Origin of the sequence: uncultured Gemella sp. (assembly GCF_963515875.1) — a bacterium.
In the GTDB taxonomy this organism is placed as follows: Bacteria; Bacillota; Bacilli; order Staphylococcales; family Gemellaceae; genus Gemella.
This window is the reverse complement of record NZ_CAUPZX010000035.1, coordinates 1-19,493: the sequence shown is the minus strand read 5'-3', so window position 1 is coordinate 19,493 and position 19,493 is coordinate 1. Positions and strand designations below refer to the sequence as shown.

Below are 19,493 nucleotides of genomic sequence, written 5' to 3'. Positions count from 1 at the left end.
CCACATGTCTAAACTAAATATATATGTGTCCAGAATTTTGGGTACACATCAAAATTGATTTTGTAGTGTTATCCCCACAAAGTTTTTTAGATATAAAAAAGATTTTATGAATCGAATTTGGATATCAATAAATACTAAGTCTATGATTTCTAATTTATATTTTTGAATTTATATTTTTGAATTTATATTTTTGAATTTATATTTTTGGTTCAGTACTTTTTTCGATTATCTTTAAAGGATATATGGTGAACTATTTATAAATATTTTATCTTTACATACTAAAGAAAACTTGTTATAATAAGGTTTAGGTGAGTCAACAAAAAAAGTTGACATTTTTCACCGAAAACTATTGACATACATTTATTTTAATGTTAGAATAATATCTAGCTTAGAAAACTTAGCGTTATAGATTCAACTTTTTCATTAAAACACTTCATAAACACACACACATAAAATTAATAAAAAGTTGAAACATAAGGAGTACAAACATGGCAGTAAAAATCCGTTTAAAAAGATTAGGTGCTAAAAAATCACCTTTCTACCGTATCGTTGTTGCTGATTCAAGATCTCCACGTGATGGACGTTCTATCGAAACTATCGGTACTTACAATGCTGTTAAAGAACCAGCAGAAGTTAAAATCGATGAAGAGTTAGCATTAAAATGGTTAGGTAATGGAGCTCAACCTTCTGACACAGTTAGAAGTTTATTATCAAAAGAAGGAATTATGAAAAAATTCCACGAATCAAAATTAAATAAATAAGAAATTTAGCCCCTTAGTAAAATAAGGGGTTTTTGTTTATTATAGATTGTGTTATAATATAATATAAATTTTTTAAAAACAACACAACTACATGGCTGTAGAGTGTAGAAAAAAATATTAAAAAGGAGGATAATATATGGAATATTTAATTGAAATATTACCTAGTTTATTGAATGGTGCATTAATAACTTTAGAAGTATTCTTCTTAGTTTTAGTTTTATCTATTCCATTAGGCGTTTTTGTTGCATTCATAATGCGTTTTAATATAAAAATACTAAATTATTTTATTAATATTTATATTTGGATTATGCGTGGAACACCGTTATTATTACAGTTAATTTTTATCTATTATGTACTGCCTTCAGTAGGAATACGATTTGATAGATTACCTGCAGCTATAATTGCATTTACCTTAAATTATGCAGCATACTTTGCTGAAATTTTCCGAGGTGGTATTGAATCTATACCAAAAGGACAATATGAGGCGGCAAAAGTATTAAAATTTACACAGTTTCAAACTATTAGGTATGTTATTTTACCACAAGTAATAAAAATTGTTTTACCTAGTGTGTTTAACGAGATAATGAGTTTAGTTAAGGATACATCATTAGTATATGCCTTAGGAATTAGTGATTTGATTTTAGCTAGTAGAACGGCAGCGAATAGAGATGCTAGTCTATTGCCGATGTTTGTAGCTGGAGCCATCTACTTAATATTAATTGGTATTGTAACACTTGTTTCTAAGAAAGTTGAAAAACGTTATAATTATGATGGGAGGTAACTTATGTTAGAATTAAAAAATATTAGTAAAAAATTTAAAGATCGACAAATACTATCTGATTTCAATTTAACAGTTGAAGAAAATAAGATTTTAGCAATAGTTGGGCCTTCTGGTGGTGGTAAGACTACTTTATTAAGGATGTTAGCCGGACTTGAAAAAATAGATTCAGGTGAAATTATTTATAATGGTGAGCCTCTTCCTATAGATGAGTTGGAAAAAAGAAATCTTTTAGGTTTTGTATTCCAAGATTTTCAGCTTTTTCCGCATCTTACAGTATTAGAAAACTTAGTACTTTCTCCAATAAAAACAATGAGTATGGAAAAAAATAATGCTGAGAAAAAAGCGATAGAATTATTAGAAAAACTTGGTTTAGAAAAACAGGTTAATAATTATCCCGCTTCTTTATCTGGTGGACAAAAACAGCGTGTTGCATTAGCTCGTGCGATGATGATAGAACCTAAAATAATAGGCTATGATGAACCAACTAGTGCTTTAGATCCTGAACTTAGATTAGAAGTTGAGAAATTGATTTTGAAAAATAGAGAACTAGGTATAACTCAGATTGTTGTAACGCATGATTTACAGTTTGCTGAGAACATAGCAGATAATATTCTGAAAGTAGAGCCAAGATAAGAGGTGAATATATGAGAAAATTAAAATTCCTTATTACACTAATTATAACTGTTCTAATAATCACTGGTTGTGCATCAGGAGGAAAAGATAAACCGGGAAAAGATAATTGGAATGATTTTCAAACTGATAAAAAAATTATTATTGGTTTTGATAACACATTTGTACCGATGGGATTTCAAGATAAAAGTGGTAAAAATGTGGGATTCGATATAGATTTAGCAAATGCAGTTTTTGAAAAATATAAAATTAAAGTTGAATGGCAAGCCATTAACTGGGATTTAAAAGAAACAGAATTAAAAAATGGTAATATTGATTTGATTTGGAATGGATATTCAAAAACTGAAGAAAGAGAAAGCGTTGTTCAATTTACTAAACAGTATATGATTAATGAGCAAGTTATTGTTGTAAAAAAATCAAAAAATATTAAATCTATTTCTGAATTAAAAGATAAAATACTAGGTGCTCAAAATGGTTCTTCAGGATATGATACATTTAATGAAAAACCGGAAGTGCTTAAGAACATAGTTAAAAATAACGATGCTACTCAATATGAGAGTTTCAATGAAGCTTTAATAGATTTAGAAAATGACCGAATTGACGCTTTATTAATTGACAGAGTATACGCAAATTACTATTTAAAACAACAGAATAAACTTGAAGACTTCAGTATATTAGATGCTGGTTTTGATAGTGAAGCATTTGCAGTAGGAGCAAGAAAAGCTGATGTAACACTTGTTAACAAGATTAATGATGCTTTTTATGAGTTATATAAAGAAGGAAGATTCCAAGAAATTTCTAAAAAATGGTTCGGAGAAGATGTAGCAACAAAAGAGGTTAAAAGTAAATAAGTTTTGAGGAGGTGACTATTATTAAAATTTAATAAATAGAGCCTCTTTTTCATAGAATTTATATCCTAATTTTAAAAAGTTAAGTATAATATAGTTGTAATAGGTGTCAACAAAAAAAGTTTACAAATATTAGTAAAAGTACTTGATTTTTTCCTAATTATTATTTATAATAAATAGGTATGTGATTAACTCACTGAAAAATAACTCTGTTCGTATTAAAAGCGTTCAGGGCAGAAGGAGACGATAATAATGAGAGAAGGAATTCACCCAGATTACCGTAAAGTTGTATTCTTAGATACTACAAGTGGTTTCAAATTCTTAAGTGGTTCAACTAAACCATCTAAAGAAACTATCGAGTGGGAAGATGGAAATACATACCCATTATTAAAAGTTGAGATCTCTTCAGATACACACCCATTCTACACAGGGCGTCAAAGATTCGCGCAAGCAGATGGTCGTATCGAACGTTTCAACAAAAAATACGGTATCAAGTAAGAAAAATAAAACAGGCATATCTTTATTGGATTGTCTGTTTTTATTCTATTAGTAATTGTATATAATATAGGCCCAAGGGGATTAGAAATGGTAGAAAATAGAAAATTTGGTTGGATAGAATGTATTTGTGGTAGTATGTTTTCTGGAAAATCAGAAGAATTATTAAGACGTATTAAACGTGGTGTAATTGCTAAACAAAGTGTACTTTTATTTAAACCATCTATTGATAATAGATATGAAGAAAATAAAATATCGACTCATAATGGTAACACTTATGAATCTGTAAATATAGATAAAGCTGAAGACATTTATGACTATATAAAAAATAAAAAATATGATATTATTGGTATTGATGAAGTGCAATTTTTTGACAAAAAAATAGTTGAAGTAATTAATAATCTTGCTGATAATGGAATACGTGTCATTGTTGCTGGATTAGATATGGACTTCAAAGCTGAGCCATTTTATCCAATGCCAGAAATTATGGCTATTAGCGAAATGGTTACAAAACTTCATGCAGTTTGTAATAAATGTGGTAAAGAAGCAAGTAGAAGTCAAAGATTGATAAATGGAGAACCTGCTAAGTATGATGATCCAATAGTAGTAATTGGAGCTAGTGAATCATATGAAGCCAGATGTCGTCATTGTCATGAAATTAAAAGATAAATTAGGAGGAACAAATGGAAATTTTTGGACAACTTGAGATAGTTGAAGAGCGTTATGAAAAATTAAATGAATTACTAAGTGATCCAGATGTTGTAAGTGATACAAAAAAACTTATGGAATATTCAAAAGAACAACGTTCAATAGAAAAAACGGTATCGGTATTTAGAGAATATAAAGATATAGTTCAACAAATAAAAGATACTAAAGAACTTCTTGAAATTGAAGAAGATAAAGAAATGAAAGAAATGATGCAAGAAGAGATTAAGGAATTAGAACCGACTCTTGCACCTATGGAAGAAGAATTAAAAATCTTATTATTACCAAAAGATCCAAATGACGGTAAAAACGTTGTTGTCGAGGTTCGTGGAGCTGCTGGTGGAGATGAAGCACAATTATTTGCAGGTGACTTATTACGTATGTACACTAGATTTGCAGAATCACAAGGATGGAAAGTTGACGTACTAGAACGTTCAGAGACTGGAATTGGTGGTATTAAAGAAGCGATTTTTATTGTTTCTGGAGAAGATGTATATTCTAAGATGAAATTCGAAAGTGGAGCACACCGTGTACAACGTGTTCCAACAACAGAATCAAGTGGTCGTATTCATACATCTACAGCAACGGTAGTAGTATTACCAGAAGCTGAAGAGATTGAAATTGATATTAACGAAAATGATATTCGTGTTGATACTTTTGCATCAAGTGGTGCTGGAGGTCAATCCGTAAATACAACAATGTCAGCTGTACGTTTAACTCACATTCCTACAGGTGTTGTAGTATCTATGCAGGACGAACGTTCTCAGATTAAGAATAAAGAAAAAGCTATGAAAGTTTTACGTGCTCGTGTATACGATAAATATCAACAAGAAGAGCAAGCTAAGTTTGATGCTGAACGTAAATCTAAAGTTGGTACTGGAGATCGTTCTGAGCGTATTAGAACTTATAACTACCCTCAAAACCGTGTTACTGACCACAGAATAGGTTTAACTATTCAAAAATTAGACCAAATTATGGAAGGTAAACTTGATGAAGTTCTAGAAGCACTTCGTATTGCCGAACAAGCTGAAAAAATGGCAGAACTTAATAAAGGTGAAGAACTATAATGAACAGAAGGCAAGCTATTACAAAAGCTTGTCTTCTTTTAAGGAGACAAGGAAAAGAGGAAAGTCTAGCAAGATTTTTATTAATGTATATGTTAGACGAAAGTCCACAGCTATTCTCAAATAATATTTCAGAGGACTTATCTAGAGAAAATGAAGACAAATATTTTTCTTTAATAGAAAAACATATTAGAGAAGATATGCCATTAAGTCATTTGGTAGGATTTGAGTATTTTTATGATAGAAAATTTAAAGTTACCAAAGATGTCCTATCACCAAGAATGGAGACTGAAGAGCTTATATATAGGGTAATTGAATATGTAAAAACAACTAAGAAGGATAGTATAAAGATCTTAGATCTTTGTACTGGAAGTGGTATAATAGCTATTACGTTAAAAAAAGAATTAGAGTTAAAGTCAATTGAGCTAATAGCTAGTGATATTAGTGAAGAAGCTCTAGAAGTAGCAAAAGAGAATGCAGAACTAAATAATGCAGATATTAAATTTATACAATCAGATGTTTTTAATGATATAGATGAAAAATTTGATATTATTGTTTCTAATCCTCCGTATATAGATCGCAAGGATGAAATTACAATGAAAACTAATGTATTGAATTACGATCCTCATTTAGCTCTTTTTGCTGAAGAAGAGGGGATGTATTTTTACAGGAAAATTTTAGAAGAAGCTAAAAATTATCTAAAAGATAGCGGTGTTATATTCTTTGAAATAGGACATGATCAAAGAGAAAAAATAATAAAATTGGCAGATACGAATGATTATCATGCTGAAGTATATAAAGATTTAAATGGTCGAGATAGAATGGCATTTTTAGAAAAGAAATAAAAAAGGCGAGAGTTATTTAGAAAATTATCTAATTTAATAAACTCTCGTCTTTATTTCTATTGTGATAATCTGTTTAAAATCAAAAATTAAAGTTCCCTATAAACTCCTACACATTCTCCAATTATTTCAACATTTCTAGTGACAATCGGTTCATAGTTAGGATTACATGGATAAAGAATTACGCTGTCATTTTTTACGAATATTTTTTTTAGAGATGCTTCATTCCATTCAGTTAAACGAACAGCGGCAATTTTTCCATTTCTAACAGAACTTTGTTGTCTTATAAATACTAAATCTCCATCGAATATCCCAGCTTCAATCATGCTATCGCCCTTAACGCGCAATGCAAAATCCGCACGCATTCCTTGATCAATAAAAATATGTTCATCATACTCTTCTTCTATATATACACCATCCCCAGCACAGATAGTACCTAGAATTGGCAGTTTTGATACATCATCAGAGAAATCGAAAGTTTCATCTAATCTATTTTCAGAAGACGAAAGTTCCATAATTTCACTTTCTCCAACAAGCCAATCGGGATTGACAGATAAATATCCGGCAATTGCGAGCAACTTATCACGTTTAGGTGTATATTTACCTTTTGACCAGTCACTTATAGATGAAGGAGTTATTTTAGTGGAGCGAGCTAGTTCTGCTTGTTTTATGTTCTTTTCTTTTAAACACTTTTTAAATCTAATACTAAAAGTTGTAGTCATAATGCTAATTTCCAATCTTTATTTGTTTATATATAAATTATAAAGTAAACCGTATATAAAATCAAGAGTATTTAATAAAAAAATTAAGAAATATGAATTTTTCTCTTGATTTTCGGTTTTCCGTATGGTATTATATAAGTATAGAAAGAAATTAAGTTTTACGTATAAAAGAAAGAAGGTAATATTATGTTTATATTTTGGATTATTATACTAGTCTTATTAGCAAAAGTTTTTACATTTTTTGAAACGAATCAATTAAAAATTGTAAAAAGAGGTAAATTAAATCGTAAAGTCTACTAGGTAGATTTTATAAATTTAAAATAGTTGTTATGAAGAAAGATTATTATTTATTATTATAAGATTAGGAGTATTATATCAATGCGACTAATCTTATTTCTTTTAGAGTAATAAAATAATTAAAAACTATTATAAAATACTTATAGAACGTTTTCAAAGGTCTAATTGTAATAAAAACTATGTACTAATACTAGAAAATATTGTATAATAAAAATATAATAATAATATTAGGAGGATTTCTTAATGAAATTAGTATTAACTAGACATGGTGAAAGCCAATGGAATCTTGAAAACAGATTTACTGGATGGGTTGATGTAGATATCACTGATAAAGGTAGACAAGAAGCTATTAAAGGTGGACAAACTCTAAAAGAATTAGGGCTTACTTTTGATGTAGCTTATACTTCATACCAAAAACGTGCTATCAAAACTTTAAACTTATTCTTAGAAGAATTAGATTTATTATGGATTCCAGTACACAAAAGCTGGAGATTAAATGAAAGACACTACGGTGCTCTTCAAGGATTAAATAAAGCAGAAACTGCTGAAAAATATGGTGATGAACAAGTTCACATCTGGAGAAGAAGTTTCGATGTTGCACCTCCAGCATTAGATAAATCTAGTGACATGTACCCAGGAAACATCGATAGATATAAAGAGATTCCTGAAGGAGAAATCCCATCAGGTGAAAGCTTAAAACTTACTATTGATCGTGTATTACCATATTGGGAAAGCGATATTTCTAAACAAATTAAAGCTGGTAAAAATGTTCTTATTTCTGCTCACGGTAACAGTTTAAGAGCGTTAATCAAATACTTATTAAACATCTCAGATGAACAAATCTTAGATTTAAACTTACCAACAGGTACTCCATTAGTATTTGAAATTGACGAGAACTTAAACATTATCTCAGCACCAGAATTATTCTAATAAGCGATGAAAAAGCTGATAATATTACTAACAACCTTGCTAATTTTGCAAGGTTGTAGTTCTAAAGGAGATTTCTCTACAGAACAATTGCAAAAACTTACTAATTCTGTGACTTTAAGCCAGCTAGAAAAAACAGAATTCGATAAAAAAGATAATAAATTGATTATTTATACAAATGATGAAGTAATAAGTAAAGAAGGTTTTGACTCTATTATCAAAACTCTTAAATTAAATAGTTTAAACGGTCAAGCCTTAACTGCTGATAAAATTACGACTAAAGAGTTTAATGATAAGGATTTTAATATCTTAATTGTTACTAAAAACAATAATAGTGTTACATTTAGTGTGAAAGATAGTGCAAATAAAAATTATAATATAACACAAACTAAATATTCTAAAGATTACATGAAGAATAAATTAGCTACTTTTTCTAAAGAATTGATTACTCTTGATGAGTTAGCGGGAACAATCGAAACTGATTTAGATAAAGGTCGTTCTTTAGGTGATAAAGTTCAGAAGTTTAAAGATGTTGCAGATAAGGTAAATCTTTCTATTGCAAGTCTTAAATCATTGTCACCTGAAACTATTGAGTATGAAAAACTTGCCGAAGTTAAACAAAAAATCACGAGATTAGAAACTTTAACTAATACTATAATTTCAGCAGTAGATTCATCAGTTGAAACTAAGAAAGGTTCAGCTATAGCAGCTGCATTTTTAGTTATCAATGATATTGATAAAATTGCGCGCGATCTTGCTGCAATGTAATAGTAAAGCCTGAGAATAGAAATAACTCTATTTTTAGGCTTATATTATATTTAAAGAAAATCTGTAGAGAATAAATGTTACATCTTTTAAATTATAACACTGAAAAATAAACATTAAGTAACTAGTAATTGTTATAAAAAATTTTTTAAAATCGCTTGACACACATATATATATATATATATAATGGTATGTATAAATATAATAGTATATATAAATTTAAAAGGAGATATGCAATGAAGAAAAAATTTTTATTAAGTTTTGTTGCGAGTGGTATTTCACTAAGTGGTATGAGTTTTGGTTTAGTTACAAAACATATTGACAACGCTTATGCAGTAGATAGCAAAGAGGAAGCTAAGTATGATAAATTTTTAGGATATGTTACAATGGAAAATCATCAATTTCATTTTATAAGTGGGTCGCCAATACTTAGTTTTGTAGATAGAAATGGGAAAAAAATAGATATTCCTGATTATAAATTTGTAAACGTAAGAGCAAATCATGAAGCTGATCCTACCGGATTTCGCGGGCGTACAAACCCTATAAGAAATTCACTATCTGAGAATGTTTGGACTCATACTCGCACTAATGCTTTCACTGGTGAAACTTCTACTGAGGTAGAACGAGTTCAGGTTTATGTATTTTTCTGGGACGGAAAAGATAACACAAAAGTAATGGGAGATAAGTATTTTGTTAAAAATACTAATGGGGTTTTATCTTATGAACTTGTTAATACAGGGATAGATAGCATAAATAATTTTAGAGGTGCTACTCGTGACCCAATTTATCTTGGACTAAAAGAAAAAATGAAAGTTACACCTACTGCCCCTATTAAACCTAGTGAAAAAGCAAACGCTGGTGCTAACAACAACGCTGGTACAGAAGTAAAACCAAACAATGGTGGTAACGCAAACGCTGGTACTAACAACAACCCTGGTACAGAAGTGAAACCAAACAATGATGGTAACGCAAACGCTGGTACTAACAACAACGCTGGTACTAACAGTAGTAGTGCCGTAGCTCCAGCTCCAACTCCAGTTAAACCAGAAACTAAAGTTTACACTGAAGCTGAAATCGAAGCTCTTCAAAACAAAGCAGCTGACTTAGAAAAAGAAGTTGCTGAGTTAGAAAAATTAATAGCTGAAAATGAAAATAATCCAGATGCAGTTGACTATGTTACTGCAGCTAAAAATAAATTAGAAGATAAAAAAGCTGAACTTGAGAAAAAAGAAGCTGAACTTGAAGAAGCTCTTAAAGGATTAGAACCAAAAGTTGAATCTTCAAATGGTACTGAGGCTCCAATTAACAACGTTCCTGAATTAGGTAATGTTGATAAATTAAAAATTGAAGCTGAGATTGAACAACTTAAGGAACAAATCAAAGATGGTGAAGAAAATGGTGCTGAACCTTACTATATTGAAGGATTAAAAGCTAGATTAGCTGACCTTGAAGAAGCTCTTGAAATTTTAGCTGCTAACAAACCTGCTGTTAACGAAGTTCCTGAATTTGATTTATCAAAACTTCCTCAACCAGCTCCAGGTGCTGCTGGACCTGACTTCAGTCAAAGACCTCAAGGTGACGGAAATAGCTTTGGACCAAAAACTGAAGCTAAAGAAGAAGCTAAAGCTGAAACTAAAGAAGGTACATTACCAAACACAGGTATGACTACTTCTAGCACTGTAGCATTAGGATTAAGCTTAATCGCTTTAGTAGGTCTTGCTGTAAGACGTAAATTAAACAACTAATCGTTAATTAGTGTATAGAAACATTAAAGAGTATGGATTTTTTCCATACTCTTTTTTGTTGTATAATAAATTCGGGGTATGGAAAAAATTCCGGCCTCGGATTTAGTATACAACTTTTTTCCGTTAGTCTGACCTTTTGATGAACTTAATTTTTAGATTTTTAATTCTTTAAAAATTTGAGAACTATAGAGAGAGTTAGAAGAATAAATCACAATATTATTCTGATAAGATTTTGGGAGTGACTCAAAAATCGTGATTTTAGTGAATTTAGCTATCAATAAACCACTGCGTCTATGAATTATCATATACACTTTTTTAAAATTTAGGATTTTTGAGTCAGCCCCCTTTTTAATGTTTATTAAAGGAAATCAGTAGGTTTAATATCTTCCATACCTATCATTGGATCGATAGTATTAATGTTTTGATAGTCTAGTATATATGTCTTTAATTCATTGTTTATATCAATATTATTAATTTCCTCTTCTTTGTCTGTTGTAAAGAACCATTCTAAAGCAGTTTGTCTGTTAACTACATTTGTTGGTTCGATAGATTTGTAAAATACATTTGAGTTACCGCAAAGAATCAATTTTTTCTTAGCACGAGTTATAGCGGTATACGTTAGATTTTTATTTAACATGAAATTATAATTATCGATAAAAGGAATTATAACATTTTCAAACTCAGATCCTTGAGCTTTATGAATCGAACAAGCATATGAGAGTGTTATTTGATTAAGTTCTTGTTTTTCATAAGTAACATAATTATCGTCATAATCAATAACTATTTTAACTTTATTTCCTTCTTTGTATATTTCTTGAATATAACCAATATCGCCATTGAATATATTATCTTCAGGTCTATTTACAAGTTGCATAACCCTATCATTAATTTTATAAATTAGTTCTCCATATTCAATTTGTTCATCATTATCATTGAATCTTGATTGAATAGCTGTATTTATCTCATTTATACCACTGGTACCTTTATAAATAGGGGCAAGTATTTGAATATTTTCTTTGCTTGTAGTCTTAATCAAATCATCATAAACAGCAGAAATAACATTTATCATTTCGTTTTTATTTGCTGAAATAAACTCTTTATCATCAAAATTTTCTAGTATATCAAATGGAATATTATTTTTTATAGAATGTGAGATATTAATAATACTAGAGTGTTCACTTTGTCTAAATATTTTATTTAATTTTACCGTAGAAATAGCATTGGAATTTATTAAGTCATTCAAAACATTACCAGGTGCAATTGATGGAAGTTGATCGTTATCTCCAACTAAAATTATTTTGGAATCTTTATGGATTATCTTCAATAGGTTGTACATTAAGAAGACATCAATCATACTTGATTCATCAATAATTACTAATTCTGATTTTATACTTTTGTCACTGACAAATTCTTCCATATTTTCATCTTCTGTACTCCATCCAATTGCTTTATGTATAGTTGAAGCATAAAAGCCAGTACTTTCTGACATTCGTTTTGCAGCCTTACCAGTAGGAGCGCATAGTGTAATAATATTTCTAGTTTCATCGAGTAAGTCGTGGATGCTATAATTTTTAATCTTTTGAAATATTTTAATTACTGCTAGAATAATAGTTGTTTTACCAGTTCCAGGTCCTCCTGTTAAAATAGCAAAGTTATTTAGAATACAGTTTTTAATTGCGGCAATTTGTACGATATCGTATTCTATTTCTAATTCTTCTTCAATTTCAGTAATATATTTGTCTAATAATTCATCGCTGATATCAACACTATTTTCTTGTTGTAATCTACGTTTTATATCACTGTAAATAGAATATTCTGAGTAATAAATTTCTGGTAAAAATACTCTATCTTCGATTTCAATTAATTTTCCAGTATCTAAAGCGAAGGTATATGCATTTAGGATATCTTGCTTATCAACGGCTGTATTTCTTGAAGAATAAAGCACGTTAAAAGTATTGTATAAAAGATTATTTTTTGAAATGTAGGTATTCCCAGTAGAGAAACAAAATGAATTAATCGTATATATAAAACCATAAAGAATTCGATTTCGATCGTTCACTGCAATTTCGTTAATTTCAGCAATCTTATCAACTGTTTTGAAATTAATTCCTTTTATATCTTTTATTAGTGCGTAGGGATTTTCTGTAATTGTGCGTAATGTGTTATGTTTATAAAAATTATAAATTTTTAATATCAGATTATTACTTAAGTTATATTCATTTAGCTTTAATATAATATCTTGTGTTTGTTTGTTGGCAACTATAGTAGCGTAGATAGTATCTTTACGTTGAGTTGGTATACCTTTAATTTTAAATAAGGCATCTTTATCTTCGTATATTTTATCTAATGCATCTACGCCTAAACTGTCTACTATTAGTTCAGCGGTTTTTCTACCTACACCTTGAAAAATTGAACTAGATAAGTATGAAACAATAGCTTCTTTATCTTTTTCAATAACTGGTTCGACTACGATAGCCGAAAGTTGAATTCCATATTTTCTATGTTGTACGATTTCTCCTTTAAAAGAATATAAATCATCTTCTACAAATTCAAAATCATTAAATGTACCAACGACGCTCAAATAGTCCCCTTCAGCAAAATCATATTTATCATTTAAAAAAATTGATAGAATATAATAATTATTCTCTTTATTATGGAAAATAATCTTGTTTAAATATCCTTCTACTGTTTGCATATAAATCTCCTACAAATTTCTTCCTATGAACAATGATAATATATAATAATGAAAATGTCTAGTGAGGATAATAAAAATAATTGTAGATAAAGGGTCTGACCCAAAAGTCCTAAATTTTAACAAGGTTTATATAAAAATTCATATACGCAGTGGTTTATTGATATTTAAATTCACTTTATAAAAGATTTTTAGATATCTAACAAACTGTGTGGGATGACTAGACAAAATCTTGTTTCTAGAAAGAGCGATTTTTGAGTCACTCCCAGCTACATTTTATAGAAAAAGAAAAAATATTACAGGAAATGAATATGTTATTTTAGTTACAAAATAAGTTTCGTTATGGCAATTTTTTTTATAAAGTGTTATAATAAAATGATAATAAAAAAAGGAGGTTTAATCTGTGGTTACAGTTAAAAATGTATATAACCATCTTAATAAATTAGCTGATGTTAAGCTGGCTGAAAAATGGGACAATGTTGGCTTAATGTTAGGAGATTATAATAATGAGGTAAATGAAGTATTAGTTTGCTTAGATGTAACTACTAAGGTTGTTGAAGAAGCAATAGCTAACAATATTGACTTAATAGTATCGCATCATCCACTGATTTTTAAACCTCTAAAGTCGCTTGATTTCACAGAAGATTTTAAATCTAATATTATTAGAGATCTAATTAAAAATGATATTGCGGTAATTTCATTCCATACTAATTTAGATTCAGCAACTCTTGGACTTAATGATCATTTAGCTAAATTACTTAACTTAAAGGATATTAATGTACTGTTTGAACATAATTTAGATAATACTGCCGGTTTAGGAAGAATTGGAAAGTTAGAAAAAACGCTAGTTTTTAGTGACTTCATTAAATATGTAAAAGAAAAATATTCGTTAGAAACAGTCTCGGCTGTAATTGGTGAAGAGAAAGAAATAAGTACAGTTGCACTATTAGGTGGAAGCGGCGCGGATTTTCTTTATACTTTACCAGAAGAGGTAGATGTTTACTTAACAGGTGACGTAGGATATCATGCAGCTTTAGATGCTATTGAAATGAAAAAGAATATAATAGATATTGGACATTTTACTGAAAGTTTAGTAAAAGATTTATTGTTAAATTATATTGCTAAATTAGATGTGATGGTAAAAAAATCAGATGTAGAAGCATCGCCGTTTAAAATAATATAAGGATATAGGGGGACCTTTATAAACCCGATTTTATATCATAAGGAGGTACATAAGTATGGCAAAAGCAACACCAACGATGGAAGATTACATTGAAGTAATATATTCTTTAGTAAAAAATAAAGGTTACGCTAGAAGTGCGGATATTGCAGAAAAACTTGAAGTTTATCCTTCTACAGTAACTAAAATGTTAAAAAAACTTGATGTTGAAGGATATATAGTTTATGAGAAGTATAGAGGTATAGCTCTAACTGAACAAGGGGAAAAAATGGGAGAATACGCTCTTACTAGGCATGAGTTATTAGAAGATTTTCTAAGATTAATAGGAGTAGATGAAGATAAAGTATATGATGAAGTCGAAGGTATTGAACATCATTTTGGACGAAGTTCATTAGAGAAAATTAAAGATTTAATGAAATACTTAAAAGACAATAATTATAAAGCGTAATGGAGAACTATAGTGGTAGATAAAGAATATTTAAAATTATGTCAGAATATCTTAGATAATGGTATTTCTAAGGAAGATAGGACAGGAGTTGGTACTAAAAGTATTTTTGGTTATCAGATGAAGTTTGATCTTTCAGTAGGTTTTCCATTATTAACGACTAAAAAAGTAAATTTTAATTTAGTATGGTCTGAATTACTTTGGTTTATAAAAGGTGATACAAATATTAAGTTTTTACTTCAAAATAAAAACAACATTTGGAATGAATGGGCATTTAAAAAATGGATAGAAAGTGATGAATATACCGGTCCTGATATGACAGATTTCGGTCATCGCACATTAGTAGATGAGGAATTTTCTAAACTTTATAAAGAACAAATGAACTTATTTAAAGAAAAGATTCTTTCGGATGAAGATTTTTCTAGTAAATATGGTGATTTAGGTAATGTTTATGGAAAGCAATGGCGTGATTTTAATGGTATTGACCAATTGAAAAATGTTGTGGAACAAATCAAAACAAATCCATCATCACGTCGCTTAATAGTTTCGTCTTGGAATCCTGCTGAAGTTGATTCAATGGCGTTACCACCTTGTCATTCATTATTCCAATTCTATGTCAATGATGGTAAATTAAGTTGCCAATTATATCAAAGAAGCGGTGATGTATTCTTAGGAGTACCTTTCAATATCGCATCTTATTCATTATTAACAATATTAATAGCCAAAGAGTGTAATTTGGAGGTAGGAGACTTTGTACATACTCTTGGGGATGCACATATTTATAGTAATCATTTTGAGCAAGTTAAAGAGCAGATGTCTAGAGAGCCTTATGCATTACCTACTTTAAAAATTAATGATTTTGAAAGTATATTTGATCTTAAAATAGATGATGTTGAACTTATAAATTATGAAAGTCATCCATTTATAAAAGCCCCAATTGCAGTATAGGAGGAACAATATGTTATCACTAATTGTTGCATATGATAAAAATAAATCTATTGGTCAGGAAAATACTATTCCTTGGCGAATAAAAAAAGATATGTTAAGAGTCAAAGAGCTGACAACCAATCAAACAATTATCATGGGACGTAAAACGTTAGACAGTATAGGTCGTGCCTTGCCGAATAGGATCAACAGGGTATTAACACGTGATAAAAGTTCTTTAAGTCATTATAAAAATATTGAAGTCTATTCAGATGATACAATATTAGAAAATATAGAAACAGATAAGGCGTTTATATTTGGCGGTGGAGCTATATATAGCATGTATATTGATAAATGTGATGAGATGTTTATTACTGAAGTGGACACTATAGTAGAAGCTGATACGAAGTTTCCTGATTTTGACCTAAATGAATGGGAATTAGTTAGTAGACAAGAATTTACAAAAGATGCAGAAAATGAATTTGATTTTGCATTCATACATTATAAGAGGAAGAGGGGATTATAGATGGTAGAAAAAGTAAAAATTGTAATAGATTCATCTAGCGATTTAACTTTTGATGAGATAGAAAAATACGATGTTGATGTAATTCCACTTACAATTAATGTTGATGGAATAGAATATGATTATCGTACGATAAGTAATGATGAGTATATTGAAAAAATGAGAACGGCTAGCTCATATTCAACAAGCCAACCAGCTATTGGTAAATTTATAGAGTCTTTTGAGAAATGGACTAGTGAAGGATATAAAGTTATTGTTTTAACATTATCATCAGCTTTAAGTGGTACTTATAATACTGCAGTTACTGCAAGTTCAGAATTTGATGGAGTGTATGTAGTTGATACTAAAACTACTACTCGAGGAATGGTTTTTATTTTAGAAGAATGTTTAAAACAACTTAAAGAAAATGTAGAATTAGAAACTATTGTTGCTAATTTAAGAGAGAAAACTAAGAATATATTAACTTATGTTACAATCGATAAACTTGACAATTTAGTAAAAGGTGGTAGACTAAGTAAATCACAAGCTTTAATCGGTGGTTTATTAAATATTAAAGTTTTAACTCAATTAAAAGAAACTGAGTTGGTTGCTTTAGATAAAGTTCGAGGTAAAAAGAAACTTATTAAGACTTTAATTAGTCATATAAAAGAAGATAAAAAAGATAGAACAATAAAAAGTATAAGTTTACCAAATTCAATTGCTGATGAATATATTACAATAATAAAATCAGAGTTAAAAGAAGCATTTGGTTATGAAGTTAGTGAAGCTGAAATTTTCACTACTACACCAATTATTTCGACACATACAGGAGAGAATGCAGTAGGTATCTTAGTAGAGTTAGTATAATCGGAGGTTAAGATTATGACAAATTTCGATGAAACAAGATTATTTGATAGCAATTTATATGATAAAAATGATATTCATAATATATTAAAGAATGTAGTTGAGACTATTAAAGGACGAGGATATGACCCAATTAATCAACTTATGGGTTATATTAAAACATCAGATCCAGTTTATATTCCTCGTGATAATCATGCTAGAGAACAAATTAGACTAATAGAAATAGACGATATATTAGAATATTTACTATACTTTTTTATACAGGAGTCGTAGATGTTAGAACAAAGAATTATGGGGCTAGATTATGGATCAAAAACTATAGGTGTAGCAGTTAGTGATCTATTAGGCTTTACTGCTCAAGGTATTGAAACAATTAATATTAATGAACAGGTAAAAGATTTTAAGATTAAAAGAATAAAAGAGTTAGTTTTAGAACACAATGTTGGAACTATTGTTGTAGGTCTGCCTAAAAATATGGACAACTCTGTAGGATTTAGAGGAGAAGCAACACTATATTTTGTAGAAGTATTAAAAAAGAAAATAAAAAATGTTGAAATTATTTTACAAGATGAACGATTGACAACAATGGGTGCTGAAAGAGTACTTCTTGAAGCTAATGTTTCAAGGAAAAAAAGAAAAAATGTTATTGATAAAATGGCCGCTGTATTAATATTGCAGACATATTTAGATAAATTAAATTAATAAAAAATCTCAGGAGGATAATAAAATGCAAGAGAAAGATTTAAAAAACATTAGTATTGATAATACTGAAGAGGTATACACACTTAGTACTTTAGAAGGAGAAGAGAAAGAGTATCGTAAAATATTAGAATTTACAAACCCTACCAATGGTAATTTATACTATATTTTCGCTGAAGAGGAAACTATTGATGAAGAAGAAATCAGTATCTTCCCTATGGTATGTGTAGAAGATGGTGATGAAATGAGATTTGAACCAGTTGAAACAGATGAAGAATATGATATGATTTCTGAAGTACTAGATACTTTCTATTATGATGAGAGTGAATAAAATATGAGAGAAGATAAAATAAGAAGAAGTAGAGAGCTTAGACAAAAAAACAGAAGAAAAAGATCTATTATTCCTATGTTATTAACTATCATTGTTGTTTTAGGTATTGCTGTTTTATCAATATTTTATTACATGACAACTCCAGTGGATAAAAGTAACAATAAAGATGTTACTGTTGAAATAAAAGAAAATTATGGTAGTGCTAAAATTGCTCAAGAATTAAAGGCAAAAGGACTAATTCGTAATGAAGAAGTGTTTAAGTTATATGCTAGATTGTCACCGAATGCTTCATTCTATGTAGGTAATTTCAATTTAAAACAAAGTATGAGTTTACCTCAGATTATTCAAGAATTAGGAACAAAAGACAAAGCGACACTAGGAAATAGTTTTGCTTTAATAGAAGGAGATAGTATATTAAAAATTGCAAAAAATCTTGAAAAAACAAATTTAAGTTCAGAAGAATTTTTGGCTAAGGTTAATGATGCAGAATTTATTAAAAAGCTCCAAAAGCAATTTCCAGAACTTATAACTAATGATGTTTTTGGAAAAGATATTAAATATGCTTTAGAAGGGTATTTATATCCAGCTATTTATGATATTGCCGATGATGAGACTGTCGAGGGATTAATTACTAAAATGGTTAAATTAACAAATGACAAAGTAGTTCCTTTATACAAAAAGAATAGTCGTTCATGGAAAATTAGTGGACAAGACAAACAAATTTCTATTCATGATTATATGACTATGGCAAGTATACTTGAAAAAGAGTCTACTAAGTCTGATGAAAACAAACTTATTGCCAGTGTATTTCTAAATAGGTTAGCTCAAGGTATGAAATTACAAACTGATCCTTCGGCTAACTACGCAGCTGATAAACTTACTGGTGCACCATCACAAGTAGAATTAAGTTTAAATTCTCCATATAATACGTATGTAGTGGTAGGTTTACCTCCAGGACCTATTTCGTCTATTGGATCTGTTTCTTATGAAGCACTAAATAACGCAGAGAATACAGATTATTTATATTTCTTACACGCTACTAAAGGTGGTAAGGCATACTTCTCTAAAACATATAATGAACATGAAAAATTAGCTAAGGAACATATTGAAGGATATATCCCTTCCGGAAGTTAATAAGTATTATTGATCGAACATAGATTATATAATTTATGTTCGATTATTTTATATTTAAAATGGTGCTATTGATAAAAAATAAAGAATAAGGTAAAATTATTATGATGTAAGCGTAAGGATATTGATATAATAATATTCTT

Annotated in this window: 22 protein-coding genes; 20 read left to right on the top strand and 2 right to left on the bottom strand. The window is 29.3% G+C overall.

The window, feature by feature from the left end; genetic code table 11:
- Nucleotides 1-488: 488 nt before the first annotated feature.
- The 8 genes from rpsP to prmC all read left to right on the top strand — a co-directional run bounded on the left by rpsP (nt 489) and on the right by prmC (nt 6,129).
- Nucleotides 489-761, top strand: coding sequence for a 30S ribosomal protein S16 (gene rpsP / locus RWL85_RS06570; protein ID WP_314086294.1), 273 nt, complete (start codon nt 489-491; stop codon nt 759-761).
- A gap of 136 nt (nt 762-897) precedes the next feature.
- Entirely contained in the window at nt 898-1,542 is a 645-nt protein-coding gene (locus tag RWL85_RS06565) for an amino acid ABC transporter permease (protein ID WP_314086291.1), read from the top strand.
- A 3-nt stretch (nt 1,543-1,545) separates the two neighbouring features.
- A complete protein-coding gene (locus tag RWL85_RS06560) occupies nt 1,546-2,175 on the top strand; it encodes an amino acid ABC transporter ATP-binding protein (RefSeq protein ID WP_314086288.1) in 630 nt (209 codons plus the stop codon).
- An 11-nt stretch (nt 2,176-2,186) separates the two neighbouring features.
- Nucleotides 2,187-3,023 carry an amino acid ABC transporter substrate-binding protein gene (locus RWL85_RS06555; RefSeq protein WP_314086285.1) on the top strand — a complete coding sequence of 279 codons (837 nt, stop codon included), beginning with the start codon at nt 2,187-2,189 and terminating at the stop codon, nt 3,021-3,023.
- 249 nt (nt 3,024-3,272) lie between these two features.
- Nucleotides 3,273-3,518 carry a type B 50S ribosomal protein L31 gene (locus tag RWL85_RS06550; protein ID WP_314086282.1) on the top strand — a complete coding sequence of 82 codons (246 nt, stop codon included), beginning with the start codon at nt 3,273-3,275 and terminating at the stop codon, nt 3,516-3,518.
- A gap of 87 nt (nt 3,519-3,605) precedes the next feature.
- Entirely contained in the window at nt 3,606-4,184 is a 579-nt protein-coding gene (locus RWL85_RS06545; protein WP_314086280.1) for a thymidine kinase, read from the top strand.
- A gap of 14 nt (nt 4,185-4,198) precedes the next feature.
- A complete protein-coding gene (gene prfA / locus RWL85_RS06540; protein WP_314086278.1) occupies nt 4,199-5,287 on the top strand; it encodes a peptide chain release factor 1 in 1,089 nt (362 codons plus the stop codon).
- Entirely contained in the window at nt 5,287-6,129 is an 843-nt protein-coding gene (prmC, locus tag RWL85_RS06535) for a peptide chain release factor N(5)-glutamine methyltransferase (RefSeq protein WP_314086275.1), read from the top strand. Before prfA ends, prmC begins: the two co-directional genes overlap by 1 nt.
- An 86-nt stretch (nt 6,130-6,215) precedes the next feature.
- Here prmC and RWL85_RS06530 read toward each other — a convergent pair whose 3' ends face one another.
- Nucleotides 6,216-6,848: a S24 family peptidase gene (locus RWL85_RS06530; RefSeq protein ID WP_314086273.1), complete on the bottom strand. Its 633-nt coding sequence runs from the start codon at nt 6,846-6,848 to the stop codon at nt 6,216-6,218.
- A 540-nt stretch (nt 6,849-7,388) separates the two neighbouring features.
- On the opposite strand from RWL85_RS06530, the gene gpmA reads away from it, so the two are divergent.
- From gpmA to RWL85_RS06515, 3 genes are all read left to right on the top strand, one after another.
- The gene (gene gpmA / locus RWL85_RS06525; protein ID WP_003145064.1) at nt 7,389-8,075 is read left to right on the top strand and encodes a 2,3-diphosphoglycerate-dependent phosphoglycerate mutase; all 687 of its coding nucleotides are present in this window, start codon (nt 7,389-7,391) and stop codon (nt 8,073-8,075) included.
- 6 nt (nt 8,076-8,081) lie between these two features.
- Entirely contained in the window at nt 8,082-8,840 is a 759-nt protein-coding gene (locus RWL85_RS06520; RefSeq protein WP_314086270.1) for a hypothetical protein, read from the top strand.
- Nucleotides 8,841-9,073: 233 nt separating this feature from the next.
- Complete coding sequence (locus RWL85_RS06515) at nt 9,074-10,582, top strand: LPXTG cell wall anchor domain-containing protein (RefSeq protein ID WP_314086267.1); 1,509 nt, start codon at nt 9,074-9,076, stop codon at nt 10,580-10,582.
- A 358-nt stretch (nt 10,583-10,940) separates the two neighbouring features.
- Here RWL85_RS06515 and RWL85_RS06510 read toward each other — a convergent pair whose 3' ends face one another.
- Nucleotides 10,941-13,277 (bottom strand): ATP-dependent RecD-like DNA helicase, encoded by a 2,337-nt coding sequence (locus tag RWL85_RS06510; protein WP_314086265.1) that lies wholly within the window; start codon nt 13,275-13,277, stop codon nt 10,941-10,943.
- Nucleotides 13,278-13,677: 400 nt separating this feature from the next.
- On the opposite strand from RWL85_RS06510, the gene RWL85_RS06505 reads away from it, so the two are divergent.
- From RWL85_RS06505 to mltG, 9 genes are read left to right on the top strand one after another with little or no spacing between them, the layout of a single operon-like run.
- Nucleotides 13,678-14,457 (top strand): Nif3-like dinuclear metal center hexameric protein, encoded by a 780-nt coding sequence (locus RWL85_RS06505; RefSeq protein WP_314086263.1) that lies wholly within the window; start codon nt 13,678-13,680, stop codon nt 14,455-14,457.
- Between the two features lie 55 nt (nt 14,458-14,512).
- Nucleotides 14,513-14,902, top strand: coding sequence for a transcriptional regulator MntR (gene mntR, locus RWL85_RS06500; RefSeq protein ID WP_314086261.1), 390 nt, complete (start codon nt 14,513-14,515; stop codon nt 14,900-14,902).
- 12 nt (nt 14,903-14,914) lie between these two features.
- Nucleotides 14,915-15,847, top strand: coding sequence for a thymidylate synthase (locus tag RWL85_RS06495; RefSeq protein ID WP_314086259.1), 933 nt, complete (start codon nt 14,915-14,917; stop codon nt 15,845-15,847).
- Between the two features lie 10 nt (nt 15,848-15,857).
- Nucleotides 15,858-16,349 (top strand): dihydrofolate reductase, encoded by a 492-nt coding sequence (locus RWL85_RS06490; protein WP_314086257.1) that lies wholly within the window; start codon nt 15,858-15,860, stop codon nt 16,347-16,349.
- Complete coding sequence (locus tag RWL85_RS06485; protein WP_314086254.1) at nt 16,350-17,192, top strand: DegV family protein; 843 nt, start codon at nt 16,350-16,352, stop codon at nt 17,190-17,192.
- A 15-nt stretch (nt 17,193-17,207) separates the two neighbouring features.
- Nucleotides 17,208-17,462, top strand: coding sequence for an IreB family regulatory phosphoprotein (locus tag RWL85_RS06480; protein ID WP_314086252.1), 255 nt, complete (start codon nt 17,208-17,210; stop codon nt 17,460-17,462).
- The gene (gene ruvX / locus RWL85_RS06475; RefSeq protein WP_314086250.1) at nt 17,463-17,891 is read left to right on the top strand and encodes a Holliday junction resolvase RuvX; all 429 of its coding nucleotides are present in this window, start codon (nt 17,463-17,465) and stop codon (nt 17,889-17,891) included.
- Nucleotides 17,892-17,916: 25 nt separating this feature from the next.
- Nucleotides 17,917-18,219, top strand: coding sequence for a DUF1292 domain-containing protein (locus RWL85_RS06470; RefSeq protein ID WP_314086248.1), 303 nt, complete (start codon nt 17,917-17,919; stop codon nt 18,217-18,219).
- Between the two features lie 3 nt (nt 18,220-18,222).
- A complete protein-coding gene (gene mltG / locus RWL85_RS06465; RefSeq protein ID WP_314086246.1) occupies nt 18,223-19,353 on the top strand; it encodes an endolytic transglycosylase MltG in 1,131 nt (376 codons plus the stop codon).
- The last annotated feature ends 140 nt before the right edge of the window (nt 19,354-19,493 follow it).